The sequence below is a fragment of the Ruegeria sp. F11 genome (genome assembly GCF_056533855.1).
The window spans coordinates 17,417-30,901 of sequence record NZ_JBQFOW010000015.1; the positions used below are offsets into that span (position 1 = coordinate 17,417).

14 protein-coding genes are annotated in these 13,485 nt (G+C 60.2%); 3 read left to right on the forward strand and 11 right to left on the reverse strand.

The window, feature by feature from the left end; translation table 11 throughout:
- The first annotated feature begins 16 nt into the window (after positions 1 to 16).
- Complete coding sequence (locus ACR0NJ_RS18095; protein ID WP_480818500.1) at positions 17 to 1,417, forward strand: diguanylate cyclase; 1,401 nt, start codon at positions 17 to 19, stop codon at positions 1,415 to 1,417.
- Positions 1,418 to 1,422: 5 nt separating this feature from the next.
- Here the strand turns inward: ACR0NJ_RS18095 and ACR0NJ_RS18100 are convergent, their stop codons facing one another.
- Genes ACR0NJ_RS18100 through ACR0NJ_RS18115 form a run of 4 tightly spaced genes read right to left on the reverse strand, consistent with a single transcriptional unit; the run spans position 1,423 to position 3,318 of the window.
- Positions 1,423 to 1,896 carry a periplasmic heavy metal sensor gene (locus ACR0NJ_RS18100; RefSeq protein WP_480818501.1) on the reverse strand — a complete coding sequence of 158 codons (474 nt, stop codon included), beginning with the start codon at positions 1,894 to 1,896 and terminating at the stop codon, positions 1,423 to 1,425.
- A complete protein-coding gene (locus tag ACR0NJ_RS18105) occupies positions 1,893 to 2,237 on the reverse strand; it encodes a hypothetical protein (RefSeq protein ID WP_480818502.1) in 345 nt (114 codons plus the stop codon). The genes ACR0NJ_RS18100 and ACR0NJ_RS18105 overlap by 4 nt, the downstream gene beginning before the upstream one ends.
- On the reverse strand, positions 2,230 to 2,844 hold the full coding sequence (locus ACR0NJ_RS18110) for an RNA polymerase sigma factor (protein ID WP_480818503.1): 615 nt from the start codon (positions 2,842 to 2,844) through the stop codon (positions 2,230 to 2,232). Before ACR0NJ_RS18110 ends, ACR0NJ_RS18105 begins: the two co-directional genes overlap by 8 nt.
- A 6-nt stretch (positions 2,845 to 2,850) precedes the next feature.
- On the reverse strand, positions 2,851 to 3,318 hold the full coding sequence (locus tag ACR0NJ_RS18115) for an EF-hand domain-containing protein (RefSeq protein ID WP_480818504.1): 468 nt from the start codon (positions 3,316 to 3,318) through the stop codon (positions 2,851 to 2,853).
- Positions 3,319 to 3,541: 223 nt separating this feature from the next.
- Between ACR0NJ_RS18115 and ACR0NJ_RS18120 the strand changes: the two genes are divergently transcribed.
- Both ACR0NJ_RS18120 and ACR0NJ_RS18125 read left to right on the forward strand, forming a co-directional pair.
- Complete coding sequence (locus ACR0NJ_RS18120; protein ID WP_480818505.1) at positions 3,542 to 3,940, forward strand: DUF983 domain-containing protein; 399 nt, start codon at positions 3,542 to 3,544, stop codon at positions 3,938 to 3,940.
- Positions 3,941 to 3,948: 8 nt separating this feature from the next.
- Positions 3,949 to 4,650, forward strand: a complete 702-nt coding sequence (locus tag ACR0NJ_RS18125; RefSeq protein ID WP_480818506.1) for an NUDIX hydrolase — start codon at positions 3,949 to 3,951, stop codon at positions 4,648 to 4,650.
- Between the two features lie 104 nt (positions 4,651 to 4,754).
- Here ACR0NJ_RS18125 and ACR0NJ_RS18130 read toward each other — a convergent pair whose 3' ends face one another.
- From ACR0NJ_RS18130 to nuoK, 7 genes are read right to left on the reverse strand one after another with little or no spacing between them, the layout of a single operon-like run.
- Positions 4,755 to 6,422 carry a ribonuclease J gene (locus ACR0NJ_RS18130; RefSeq protein ID WP_480818507.1) on the reverse strand — a complete coding sequence of 556 codons (1,668 nt, stop codon included), beginning with the start codon at positions 6,420 to 6,422 and terminating at the stop codon, positions 4,755 to 4,757.
- Positions 6,419 to 7,198, reverse strand: coding sequence for a type III pantothenate kinase (locus ACR0NJ_RS18135; RefSeq protein ID WP_480818508.1), 780 nt, complete (start codon positions 7,196 to 7,198; stop codon positions 6,419 to 6,421). Before ACR0NJ_RS18135 ends, ACR0NJ_RS18130 begins: the two co-directional genes overlap by 4 nt.
- Positions 7,199 to 7,209: 11 nt before the next feature.
- The gene (locus ACR0NJ_RS18140) at positions 7,210 to 7,959 is read right to left on the reverse strand and encodes a biotin--[acetyl-CoA-carboxylase] ligase (protein ID WP_480818509.1); all 750 of its coding nucleotides are present in this window, start codon (positions 7,957 to 7,959) and stop codon (positions 7,210 to 7,212) included.
- Between the two features lie 54 nt (positions 7,960 to 8,013).
- A complete protein-coding gene (nuoN, locus tag ACR0NJ_RS18145) occupies positions 8,014 to 9,456 on the reverse strand; it encodes an NADH-quinone oxidoreductase subunit NuoN (protein ID WP_480818510.1) in 1,443 nt (480 codons plus the stop codon).
- A 15-nt stretch (positions 9,457 to 9,471) separates the two neighbouring features.
- The gene (locus ACR0NJ_RS18150) at positions 9,472 to 11,016 is read right to left on the reverse strand and encodes an NADH-quinone oxidoreductase subunit M (protein ID WP_480818511.1); all 1,545 of its coding nucleotides are present in this window, start codon (positions 11,014 to 11,016) and stop codon (positions 9,472 to 9,474) included.
- On the reverse strand, positions 11,016 to 13,151 hold the full coding sequence (gene nuoL / locus ACR0NJ_RS18155) for an NADH-quinone oxidoreductase subunit L (protein ID WP_480818512.1): 2,136 nt from the start codon (positions 13,149 to 13,151) through the stop codon (positions 11,016 to 11,018). Before nuoL ends, ACR0NJ_RS18150 begins: the two co-directional genes overlap by 1 nt.
- 7 nt (positions 13,152 to 13,158) lie before the next feature.
- Complete coding sequence (gene nuoK / locus ACR0NJ_RS18160; protein WP_005984024.1) at positions 13,159 to 13,464, reverse strand: NADH-quinone oxidoreductase subunit NuoK; 306 nt, start codon at positions 13,462 to 13,464, stop codon at positions 13,159 to 13,161.
- Positions 13,465 to 13,485 lie beyond the last annotated feature (21 nt).

Here is a 13,485-nt window from a genome sequence, read left to right on the forward strand (position 1 = left end):
TCAATGGTGAGCAACTATGTCCGTGCAGGGAACCATCCTTGTCCTCGACGGGGTATCGACAAACCGCATCATGTTGAAAGTTCAGCTGACGGCGGCCTGGTATCACGTGGTTCAGGGCGAAAAACTGAAGGGTCTGCCAGCCCTACTTCGGCGTACACGGCCCGATCTGGTGCTGACGGCTCAGACCTTGCCCGATGGAACAGCGGCAGAGGTCAAGAAGATGATCGCGAATGAACCGGACCTTGCGGATGTGCCGGTCGTGGCAATCGCGGTTCAGAACGACAAGGGCGCAAGGCTGCGTGCATTGGCCGACGGGCTGGATGATGTGCTGGTTCATCCGTTCAAGGACACGTTGCTGCTGGCCCGCATCCGCAGCCTGTTGCGGGCCAGCGCGGACACGCAGGAACTTCACGTCAAGGACGGCCCGCAATCAATCGGTTTCGCCGAACCCGCCGCCGACCTGATCGCGCCGCCTACGCCCGCACATGTGGGCATCCTGACCAACACCGCGCGCACCGGGGCCGCATGGCTCAGGGCGCTGAGCGGTCAATTGGGCCATAACCTGACCTGGTCCTCTCAATCCGACTTAAGGGGCGTTTTGTCCGGCGCGGTGCCGGATGCGATCGTGGTCGAACTGGATTCAAATCCTTCCTGCCTGCGCACGCTGGCCGACCTCAAATCACGTGGTGCCACGCGGAACACGGTTCTGATCGGCGTGCTACGGGACAACAACGCCGCGCGTGCCGCCGAGGCTTTGGATCGCGGTGCAGATGCCGTCTGTCTGGGCGGCTTCTGTGAGCACGAGGTTCTGCTGAGGCTGGAAAACCAGATCGCCCGCAAGGCGCGGATGGATCGCATGCGGGCCTCACTGAAAAAGGGGATCGCGGATTCGTGGATCGACCCGCTCACCGGGCTGCACAACCGGCGCTATGCAATGCACGCGCTGGATCAGATCGCGCGCCAGTCTGCAAAGACTGGGCGCGGTTTTGCGGTCATGCTGGCCGATCTCGATCATTTCAAAGCTATCAATGACAGTTTCGGTCACGCGGGCGGAGATCAGGTGCTGAGCCAGGCTGCCCAGCGCATGCAGGACGTTCTTGGCAAAACAGGTTTCGTCGCCCGGATCGGAGGGGAAGAATTCGTAATCGTCGTCCCGAACATATCCCGCACCAAAGCCCTGAAACTGGCCGAGGCTGTTTGCGCGCGAATCTGCGAGCGGCCTTTCTGCTTGCCTGACGATCCGATCCCGGTTGCTGTCACGATCAGTATCGGCTTGAAAATGTCCCCTACTCCCTTCCTGTCGTCAGAAAGTGAACCGGTCCCGACCGAGCGTCTTTTGAAATGCGCCGACAAAGCGCTGTATGCCGCGAAAAAGGCCGGGCGCAATCAGGTCTGGATCAGGCAGAACGCCGCCTGATCCGGTCAGTCCTTTTTCTTGTGGCCGCGCGGGCCGCGATCCACCACGTCCTCCAGCCGATCCGCATAGGCTTGACGCTCCTGATCGCTCATCTCGGTCACGCGGGTCAGCCACTGGGTTTGCAACGCCGCCTGCAGATCTGCCATGGATTGCACCTGTTGCTGCAGCAGGATTTCCACGGCAGCCGGATCGAACGGCACCGCGCGCAGGGCCTGACTGAGTGCTTGAAAATCTTGCTTACGGTGTTTCGAGCCCTTTTTGTGCAGCCCCGACAATTCCCCACGCATCGCCTTGCGGTCCTCTTTGGGCAAAGCACGGTAAAGGGCCGAGGCAAACCCCGGCAGGGCCTTGGCACGATCACCATCCTTCAGCCGCAGCGCCGTTCCCGCCGCCATGCCGACGATCAAAAGGTTCAGGGCTAGGGAAACGACCAGTACAATCGGCATCCAACGCCGTTTCGGTTTGGGATCAGCGCTCATTCCGTGCTCTCCAGAAAGGTGGTGTCGAACCCGAGGTCAGCCACCAGATACGAGGTGTCCTGCGCGCTAACAAGGCTCGCGGGATCAGGCAGGAAACCGGGAGCCGAAAAGCCGATCCAGATACCCGCCGCACTGGCAGCAACCAGCCCGCCCATACCCTGCCAGCCTCCGATACTGTTCAGAATGCGGGTCCATCGCGGTTGGCGCGCGGGTCTGAGACGCCCCAACCGAACCGCTTCGGCATCGGTCTGGATACGCACGGCCAGATCGTCTGGCAGCGCCGGGCGATCCTGCCTGGCCTGGGCAAACAATTGATCCAGTTCCATATTGTCATCAGCCATCGTCATACCCCAGTTCATCTTTACGCCCGGCCAGTATGGCCGCCAAAGCCCGTTTTCCCCGCGCCGTCAGGCTTTCAACCGCTTCTACCGAAATGCCCATGATCCCGGCAATCTCGGGGTTGGGCAATTCCTCGATGTGGCGCAGGATCACCGCCTGCCGTTGCCGGTCAGGCAGTTGCGAAAGCGCCACCTGCAGCGCATCTTTGCGCGCCGTGTCCTGCATTTGCTCAACCACGCTGGCCGCACCATCCTCGGGCTCGGGCATGTCCGACAATCTGTCGGGTACCTTCTTGCGCTTGCGGTCGACGCACAGGTTCAATGTCACCCGATAGAGCCATGTGGACACTTTGGCCTGCCCGGAAACCCAATCGGGTGCCATCTGCCACAGCCGCATCATCGCGTCCTGCGTCACATCCTCGGCCTCGGCCCGGTTTCCCAGCATGCGCAGCGCGACCGAGTAGCTGCGCGGCCCCAGACGGTCGGTCAAAATCCGCGCGGCCTGCGCGTCGCCCTCGGCAAAGCGCCCCAGCAACACATCGTCGCTGAGGCCGTTCGCGGCGCAATCCGCACCCCGAACCTGTTGCAAGTGGGAGGTCAGATCCTCCATCCCGCATCAGTTGTTGTCAGAGCCCGCCTTGGCACGCTTTTTATGGTGCCGGCCCATCTTTTCCTTCGCATCGGCATATTCCTGCTCTGAGATGCCGCCACTGTTATCCGCATCCATCCGGTCAAACATCTTGTCAGCCCGGCGCGGTTTGGGCAACTCATCGTCGCTCAGAAATCCGTCGCTGTTGGCGTCGTGTTTCTCGAACATCTTGGTGACTTTGTCATTTGCCCTTTGCTGGGCTGCCGCCTGCATTTCCTCAACGCTCAGCTGACCATCGCCATCGGTGTCGGCCTGGGTGTAACGCTGGTTGCGATGCGCCAGCATCTCTTCCTGCGTCACCTGACCGTCATTGTTGGCGTCCAGTTCCTGAAACGACACAGGCTCACGGTCTTTCGGGCCTGCGGCCAGAACGGATGTGCCTGTAACTGCGACCGCCGAAAGAACAATGGCCGTGATGAATTTCGAGCTTTTCATATCGGTTTTTCCCTTGTTTACGCGACCTGATTGCCGCTGCTCATATCCATTCAAACGCGGCCGCGACGGGTTTCCGTCGCCAGTCGCTCATTTTTTTCGAAAAAGCCCGCGTCGACGCTCACGCGGATTTTCCTGCTTGGGGCGGTGCAAAGCGACGCACCCCCCTTTAATATTGACCGAAACAGGCGCAATATCCGCCAAAGATGAACGCACGAGTTATATTATGACGGATCAGACGATCGAAACCACCGACGGGACCGAGCGCCCGACTTGGCCCGCCCTGGTCAAAGGGTTTCGGTGCAAGTGTCCAAAATGCGGCGAAGGCAAGCTGTTGCACAGCTACCTGAAGGTCAACGATGCCTGCTCGAATTGCGGGCAAGAGCTATTTCATCACCGCGCCGATGATGGCCCGGCCTATCTGACGATTCTGCTGGTGGGGCATTTGCTGGCCCCGGCCCTGCACGTGTCATATGTGCACTGGCGCCCTGATCCTTGGACCATGGCCATCGGCTTTTCTATCGGCTGCGTAGCGCTGTCACTGTACCTGCTGCCGCGTCTGAAAGGGGTCGTTGTCGCCTATCAATGGGCCCGGCGCATGCACGGGTTCGAAAAGGCCTCGTGACCGCAGGCATGACCACCGACAAGACCGCAATCCGCGATGCAGCGACGGTGATCGTGCTGCGGGATCGCCTGACCGATCCGTCGATTCTTATGGGTCAGCGCGGTGCGAAAGCGGCCTTTATGCCAAACAAGTTCGTTTTCCCGGGCGGGGCGGTTGACCCCGAGGACGCTGACGTGCCGCTGGCGTCGCCGCTGCCCGCGCTTTGTCATGAACGGTTGGGGGAACAATCCACACCTGATCTGGAACAAGCCCTTGCCATCGCGGCTATACGCGAGCTTTGGGAAGAAACCGGCCTGATCCTGGGTCAGACCGGAGCCTGGCAAGGCGACGCCCCCGGCGATTGGGCCAGCTTCGCCGCGCTTGGGTTCTTGCCCTCAGCCGAGGCGTTGCAATTCGTTTTCCGGGCCATAACTCCGCCCGGTCGCCCTCGCCGCTTTGATGCGCGGTTCTTTCTGGTCGATGCCGGGGCGATTCAGGGCGATCTGGATGATTTCAGCCGCGCCTCGGACGAGCTGTCGCATCTGCAATGGGTCAAACTCGACCGGGCGCGAGACTTTGACCTACCCTTCATAACCGAGGTGGTTCTGGCCGAAATCGCAGCGCGCGTGACGACCCCGGAGCCCCCCGACTCAGTCCCCTTCTACAAGAACGAGGACGAGCAGAACCTGTTCTTGCGCCTCAGGGGCTATCCGATGCCACAGGTAGACTAAGGCGTTTTGCGTTTTATCTGGGCCAACCTATCGAAATGCGCGTTCGACCGAAGGGAGAGGCAGCGTATCTCGGTTCAAATCAAACGCAAAACGATCCTGAGTGGTCACCTCATCCGGCTGATCACCACGGTCACTTCGGGCTTTTTGCCGATCTCCGCTTTGGCGGTCTGGCGCACGATCCGGCGCATCGCCTCCTCCAGCTTGTCGTCGTCGCGCAGTATTTTGGGATCAGCGCGCATCAGGAACTGGTTCAGGTCTTCCTCCAGAACCTCAACCAGCGCGGCACGCGAGGTGCCCATCTCGGGCAGGCCCATCGTATCGCACCAGGGTTCGCCAAGCGGCTCATCCTCATCATCCAGAATGACCGTGACCGTAACATGGCCGTTCAGTGCCATACGGATACGGTCACGGACGATGCCATCCAGCGCGCCCACTTTGACGGAACCATCCAGATAGGTGCGGCCCGTCTCGACGTAATCCACAACCCGCGGCGCGTTGCCGGTCAGGTCCAGCATGGTGCCATTCACGGCCAGAATGCCGGTGCGGCCCCCGGCCTCGGCCAGTTTGGCATGTTCGCGAAGGTGGCGATGTTCCCCGTGCATCGGGATGACCATTTGCGGATCGACTAGCGCATGCACCTTTTCCAGATCGGGCCGGTTGGCGTGACCCGAGACGTGATACAGCCCCGAGCTGTCATCAACGACATCCACTCCCTTTTCACTGAGCTGGTTGATGATGAAGATCACACCGCGTTCATTGCCGGGAATGGTTTTCGAGGAAAACAGGAACAGATCACCCTCTTTCAACTCGATCCCGCGATACTTGCCGCGCGCCAGTTGCGCACTTGCGGCGCGGCGTTCGCCCTGGCTGCCGGTGACGATCAGCATCAGGTTCTGGCGCGGCAACTCCACTGCCTCTTCGGCACTGATCACCTTGGGAAAGTCCGACAGGATGCCCGTTTCCGTCGCTGCCTCGATCATCCGGCGCATTGCACGGCCCAGCAGAACGACGGACCGCCCGGCCCGCTGACCCGCCTCAGCCAATGTTTTCACTCGCGCCACGTTTGAGGCGAATGTAGTTGCCACCACCAACCCCTCGGCGCTTTCGACGAATTTGGTAATCTCGGGGTCGACCTCGGATTCCGAACGTCCTTCATGCGGCGAGAACACGTTCGTGCTGTCACAGACCAGCGCTTTGACGCCACTCTTGGCGACCTCTGTCCACAGATCAGGGTCAAACGGCTCACCCACTACGGGGTTGGCGTCGAGCTTGAAGTCGCCCGAATGCACGATCCGCCCTGCGGGAGTGTCGATAACCAGCGCCGCGCTTTCAGGAATCGAATGCGAAACCGGCAAGAACCCGACCGTGAAAGGCCCGACCGAGACCTGCTCGGGCCAGGCCGAAACCGTCTGAACAGCATCCTCGGGGTGGCCATGCTCTTCCATCTTCCGACGAGCAATATTGGCGGTGAAGGCGCGGGCGTAAACCGGCGCACCAAGTGCGTCATAGCAATGTGCCACGGCCCCCACGTGATCTTCGTGGGCGTGGGTGACGAAAACAGCCTCAAGCCGGTCGGCACGTTCCTGCAGCCACGAGATATCGGCATGGATCAGGTCCACCCCCGGCGTGGTGTCCATGTCGGGGAATGTCACGCCCAGATCCACAAGGATCAGCCGTTCCTGCCCCGGCTTTCCATAGCCGTAGACATAGGCGTTCATGCCAATTTCGCCTGCTCCGCCCAGCGGCAGGTAGATCAGTCTTTCACTGCTCATGTTGAGCCATTTTCCTTGTTGTAACGATGGATCACGGTCAGACCGTGCATCGTCAAATCATCTTCGATAACGTCGAACCCCACGTCCGCCTGATCGAACAGTGGGGCCAGCCCGCCGGTTCCAACGACTTTCATCGGCATTCCGAATTCGGCCTTGATGCGGGCAATCAGCCCTTCGATCAGACCAGAATACCCCCAATACACGCCGGATTGGATACAGCCAACCGTATTTGTTCCGATCACCTTTTCGGGCCGGGTGATGTCGATATGCGGCAAGGCAGCCGCGCCCTGATGCAGCGCCTCAAGGCTGAGGTTCACACCCGGCGCGATGATCCCACCGATATAGGCCCCATCGGCAGCTACAACGTCAAAGTTGGTTGCGGTTCCAAAATCCACCACAACCACATTGCCGCCGTGGCGGTCAAAAGCGGCCACCGCATTGGCCAGACGATCCGGCCCGGGCACCGTGCCGTCATCGACGCGGGGCGGAACAGGCAGCAGACAATCAGGCTTGCCCACGACCAGCGGCCTGCAGCCAAAGAAGCGATCCGAAAAAATGCGCAGATTGAAGACAACCCTTGGGACGGTCGAGGCGATGATTACATCCTTGATGTCCGCCTCAATCCCGTAGTGCTTCACCAGCGTCGAATACCAGGTGAAATAGGCATCCGCCGTGCGCGCGTGGTGGGTCGAGGTGCGCAGGGTGCACAGAAATGTCTCACCGTCCCAGATCGAGAACACGGTATTTGTATTGCCGCAATCGATGGCCAGAAGCATCTGGGACCCCTTCAGAAAAACACATCCGCCGCAGGTATGCTGACACGGCCTTTTGCGGTGTTTAGGACAAGGTTGCCCCCTGCGTCCACCGTTTCGAAAGTGCCGACGGTTTCTGACGCTGCGGTCCGGGCGGTGATCACCTCGCCCAACCGGGCGGCGCGGGACAGCCAAGCGGTTCGGATCGGCTCGAACCCATAGGTGGTGAATTGCGTCTCATAACCGGCATAGGCGGCGGCGAGTTCGGTCAAAAAATCCTCGGACGTTGCGTGGGCACCGGTCTCGGACAGCAGCGACACAGGACGGACCGCGCCGGGTTCGACCATGTCGGCCGGGGGTGCTTCGGACAGGTTCACGCCAATGCCGATGGACAGATGTGCCACGCCGCGCCCCTGCCCGGTGCTTTCCAGCAGGATACCGGCCAGCTTGCCGCCATTCAGCAACACGTCATTGGGCCATTTCAGCGATAGGCCCGCCGCACGCCCGGTCACGGCGACGCAGGCATCGAACAGCGCCAAAGCGGCTACGAAACTGCGCAGCGCGGCTTGTTCTGGTTTGCCCTGCGGGCGCATCAGCAGAGTCGCTGCCAGGTTGCCTTTGGGGTTCTCCCACGCCCGCCCGCGCCGCCCGCGCGCGGCGGTCTGGTGATGCGCCATGATCCAGACCGGGCCTTGGGCCGTGGACGCAAGGCGCGCGGCCTCGTTCAGGGTGCTGTCGACCTCTTGCAACACATGCAGGCCGTAGCCTGGGGGCCAATCGCTCATGTCAAAAAGGCCCGGTCCAAAGACCGAGCCCCCTGCGCTGGACGTTTCAGGACATCAGTTGACAAGTGTTGCCGCCGCTGCTGCAGCGGCACCTTCGACGCCGAACTGATAGAATATCCCGATCAGCATAAGCGCGGCCGATCCCATCAGGGCGACCCACAGAACCGGGGTCGAGTGGGTTTCGATCGGGTCCTCGTTTTCCTCGCCGAAATACATGTAGAACACGATCCGCAGATAGTAGAAGGCACCGATCACCGAGGCGATGGCCGAGACGATCACCAACCCGGTCAGGCCCGCGCTGACACCCGCCTGCCAGACGCCGAACTTGGCAAAGAAGCCCAGCATCGGCGGCACGCCCGCAAGGCTGAACATCAGGATCAGAACCGCCAGTGCCTTGCCCGGATCGCGTTTGGAATACTGCCGCAGCGCATCGATATCGGTGACGGGCTTGCCGTCACGCTCCATCATCAGGATGAAGGCGAACGTGCCGATGTTCATGGTCACATAGATCGCCAGGTACATCAGCATCGCCTTGACGCCCATCTCGGTCCCTGCAGCCAACCCGATCAGCGCGTAGCCCATATGGGCAATCGACGAGAACGCCATCAGGCGTTTGATGTCGCGCTGGCCAATAGCGGCCACAGCCCCCAGCAACATCGACAGAACCGAGAGCAGAACGATCACCTGCTGCCAGTCCTTGATGATACCACCAAACGCGTCATGCATCAGGCGCGCAAACAAGGCCATCGCGGCGACTTTCGGCGCGGTGGCGAAAAAGGCGGTGATCGGGGTGGGCGAGCCCTCGTACACATCTGGCGTCCACATGTGGAACGGTACGGCGGACACTTTGAAGGCCAGACCCGAGATCAGGAAGATCAGGCCGAACAGCAGGCCCAAAGATACGTCTCCGTGATGCACCGTCGCGATGATGCCCGAGAACTGCGTGGTGCCGGTAAAGCCATAGACCAGCGAGGCCCCATACAGCAGCAGACCCGAGCTAAGCGCGCCCAGCACGAAGTATTTCAGACCGGCCTCGGTCGATTTCGCGCTGTCGCGGCGCAGCGCGGCCACGACATAGAGCGACAGGGATTGCAGCTCTAGCCCCATGTAAAGTGACATCAGATCGCCTGCGCTGACCATCATCATCATGCCCACGGCGGCCAGTGCCACCAGCAGCGGGTATTCGAACCGCAGCAGATCGCGACGCGCCATATAGTCCTGACTCATCACCAGAACCGCTGCCGCCGACAGCAGGACAGCCACCTTGGCAAAACGCGAGAACCCGTCATCGACGAACATGCCGTTGAAAGCCACGTTTGTCCCGCCGCCATTGGTGGCGATCCAGAACGACAGCAGCGCCATCAGCCCCGCCGTGGTCCAGACCAGAACCGGCGCAAGCGCGTCCTTGGTGGTGTAGACAGCCCCGATCAGAGCGGCCATCGCATATACGGCCAGAACGATTTCCGGCAGGATTATTGTGAGATCAGCCTGGATCATGCCTCCAAAGCTCCCTTAATGCGAGGCGGCCGTCTGGGTCGCAGCCTCAGCCGCGGCCAGAGCCGTGTCATAGTTCGAAATCAGCGCAGCGGTCGAGTTGCCGATCACATCGGTCACGAGCGACGGGTAGACCCCCAGAAGGATGGTCATGATGATCAGCGGGGCAAAGATCAGCCGCTCGCGCAAGCTCATGTCCGTCATCGCCTTGAGGCTTTCCTTGATCAGGTCGCCAAACACAACCCGGCGGTAGAGCCACAGCGCATAACCGGCCGAGAAAATCACACCGGTTGCTGCTACCGCCGTTACCCAGGTGTTGACCTGAAAGGCCCCCATCAGGGTCAGGAATTCACCGATGAACCCGGATGTGCCCGGCAGGCCCACATTCGCCATAGTGAACAGCATGAAGACCAATGCATAGGCAGGCATGCGGATCACCAAGCCCCCGTAGGCCTCGATATCACGGGTGTGCATACGGTCGTAGATCACGCCAACGCAAAGGAAGAGCGCGGCCGAGATGAACCCATGGCTAAGCATCTGGAAGATCGCGCCATCAATGCCCTGCTGGTTCGCCGCGAAAATCCCCATGGTCACAAAGCCCATATGCGCGACCGAGGAATAGGCGATCAGCTTCTTCATATCCTCCTGCACCAGCGCCACAAGCGAGGTGTAAACAACCGCGATGGCTGACATCCACAGCACCAGATCGGTCATCACTGCTGAGCCCACCGGGAACATCGGCAGGCTGAACCGCAGGAAGCCGTAGCCACCCATCTTCAGCAGGATCGCCGCCAGAACAACCGAGCCCGCGGTCGGTGCCTGTACGTGTGCATCCGGCAACCATGTGTGCACCGGCCACATCGGCATCTTCACAGCGAACGAGGCGAAGAAGGCCAGGAACATCAGCGTCTGCATACCGCCGACGATATAGATGCCCAGCACGCTGAACCCTTCGGACGAGAACTGATGGCTCATCAGCGCTTCGATATCCGTGGTGCCCGCGTCGGCATACATCGCGACCATCGCCACTAGCATCAGCACCGAGCCGAGGAAGGTATAAAGGAAGAACTTGAAGCTGGCGTAGATCCGGTTCGCTCCGCCCCAAATGCCGATGATCAGGAACATCGGGATCAGGCCCGCCTCAAAGAACAGGTAGAACAGCACCAGATCCAGCGCCATGAATACGCCCAGCATCAGCGTTTCCAGCAGCAGGAACGCGACCATGTATTCCTTGACGCGCTCCGTCACCTGCCAGCTGGCCAGAATGGTCAGCGGCATGATGAATGTGGTGAGTAGCACGAACAGAACGCTGATGCCGTCCACGCCCATCTTGTATTTTAGACCCAGCAGCCACTCACCTTCTTCCACCATCTGAAAGCCGGTGTTCGAGGGGTCAAAGCCGGTGTAGATGCCAATCGAGACCAGGAAAGTTACAGTCGTTGCCAGTAGGGCAATCCATTTGGCATTGCGCTGTGCGGCGGCATCGTCGCCGTGCAGAAACAGAGCCAGAATGCCTGCGGCAATGGCGGGGATGAAGGTGACAATAGATAGGATATTGTCCATTAGTGTGCGCCTCCGCCGATAGACATCCAGGTGACAAGGGCGGCGATGCCCAAGACCATCCAGAAGGCGTAAGTAAAGATGTAACCGGTCTGCGCCTTCCCTGCGAGGCGGGTGAAGAAGGGCACCACGCCCATCGCAACACCGTTCAGGAAGCCGTCGATCGTATTGCCGTCACCGCGTTTCCACAGGAAGCGGCCGACAGCCAGGGTGGGTTTGACAAAGATCGCGTCGTAGATTTCGTCAAAGTACCACTTGTTCTTGAGGAACAGGTACAGCGGGCGCTGGTTCTCAGCCAGGCGCGCCGGAAGCGACGTGTTCACGATGTAGAACCAATAGGCCACCACAAAGCCCAGCAGCATGGCGACAAAGGGCGAGACTTTGACCCAGACCGGAGCCGCATGGGCATCGTCCAGAACATGGTTTTCGGGGCCCATGTAAATCGCGCCCTCACCCGGCTCACCAGCAAAGACATAGTGATGCTCGCCATGGGCATCTTTCTCAGCATGGCCGTCATCCGCATGGGCGTCACCGTGGTCATCGTCAGCATGGGCATCATGCGCCGTATCCGCCGCGTGATCTCCGCCCTCGGCATGTTCCGAGGCCTCGGCGACCGGAATGCCGTAGAACTTGCCGACCTTGTCCGCGTGACCAAAGAAGTTGCCGTACCAGATCATCCCGGCAAAAACCGCACCCAGCGACAGAACGCCCAGTGGGACCAGCATGGTCATCGGGCTTTCATGCGCGTGCTCATGCGTATGTTTGTCGCCGCGCGGCTCGCCATAGAAGGTCAGGAAGATCAGCCGCCAGCTATAGAACGAGGTGAACATCGCAGCGATCACCAGCATCCAGAAGGCATAGCCGGTGCCCCCGGCAAAAGCGCTCTCGATGATGGCGTCTTTCGACAGGAACCCGGCGAACCCGATATGGGTCAGCGGAATGCCGACGCCGGTGATGGCCAGCGTGCCGATCATCATGGCCCAGAAGGTATAGGGGATTTTCTTACGTAGACCGCCATATTCGGTCATCTCTTGCTCGTGATGCATCGCGTGGATCACCGAACCGGCCCCGAGGAACAGCAGCGCCTTGAAGAATGCGTGCGTCAGCAGGTGGAACATCGCCGCCGAGTACATCCCGACGCCAGCGGCCACGAACATATACCCCAGCTGAGAACAAGTCGAATACGCAATGACGCGCTTGATGTCGGTCTGCACCAGCCCCACGGTCGCCGCAAAAAACGCGGTCGAGGCCCCTAGGAAGGTGATGAACCCGGTCGCACCCGGCGCGAACTCCATCAGCGGCGACATGCGGCAGACGAGGAACACACCTGCGGTCACCATTGTCGCGGCGTGGATCAGCGCCGATACGGGCGTCGGGCCCTCCATCGCGTCCGGCAACCAGGTGTGCAGGATCAACTGCGCCGATTTCCCCATCGCGCCGATGAACAGCAGGACGCAGATCACCTCGACCGCCATCCACTCGCCCCACAGGAAATGCAACTGCGTTTCCGAAAGTGTCGAGGCCGAGGCGAAGATGTCCGAGAAATTGATGCTGTCCGTCAGGAAGAACAGCGCGAAAATCCCCAGTGCGAAGCCAAAGTCGCCGACACGGTTGACGATGAACGCTTTCATCGCCGCCGCATTGGCGGAGGGCTTGCGATAGTAGAACCCGATCAGCAGGTAGGACGCGACACCCACGCCCTCCCAACCGAAGAACATTTGCACCAGATTGTCTGCCGTCACCAGCATCAGCATGGCGAAAGTGAAGAAGGACAGATAGGCAAAGAAACGCGGCTTATAGCTCTCGCCCTTGCGCCATTGCGGGTCGTGATCCATGTAGCCGAAGGAATAAAGGTGCACGAGCGCCGAGACGGTCGTCACCACGATCAGCATGATCGCGGTCAGCCGGTCCAGACGGACGGCCCAACTTGTCGACAGCGAACCGCTCTCGATCCAGCGCATGATCTCAACTTGCTGGGTTACACCGTCAAAGGTGAAGAACACGATCCACGACAGCAAACAGGCCAGAAACAGCAAGCCCGTGGCGGTCCACATAGCTGCCTTCTCGCCGATGAAGCGCCAGCCAAAACCGCAGATCAGCGCGCCCACCAGCGGGGCAAAGAGGATGGTGGTTTCCATAGTTCTCTTAGCCCTTCATCATATTGACGTCTTCAACCGCGATGGTGCCACGGTTGCGGAAGAAGCAGACCAGAATGGCCAGACCAATCGCCGCCTCGGCCGCCGCAACGGTCAGAACGAACAGCGTAAACACCTGACCGACCAGATCGCCGAGGAAACTGGAAAACGCCACGAGGTTGATATTCACTGCCAGCAGCATCAGTTCGATGCTCATCAGCAGGATGATGACGTTCTTGCGGTTCAGGAAGAGACCGAAGATGCCGATGACGAACAGCGTCGCCGCGACCGTAAGATAGTGTTCAAGTCCGATCATAGCTTTGCCTTACCTGATCCG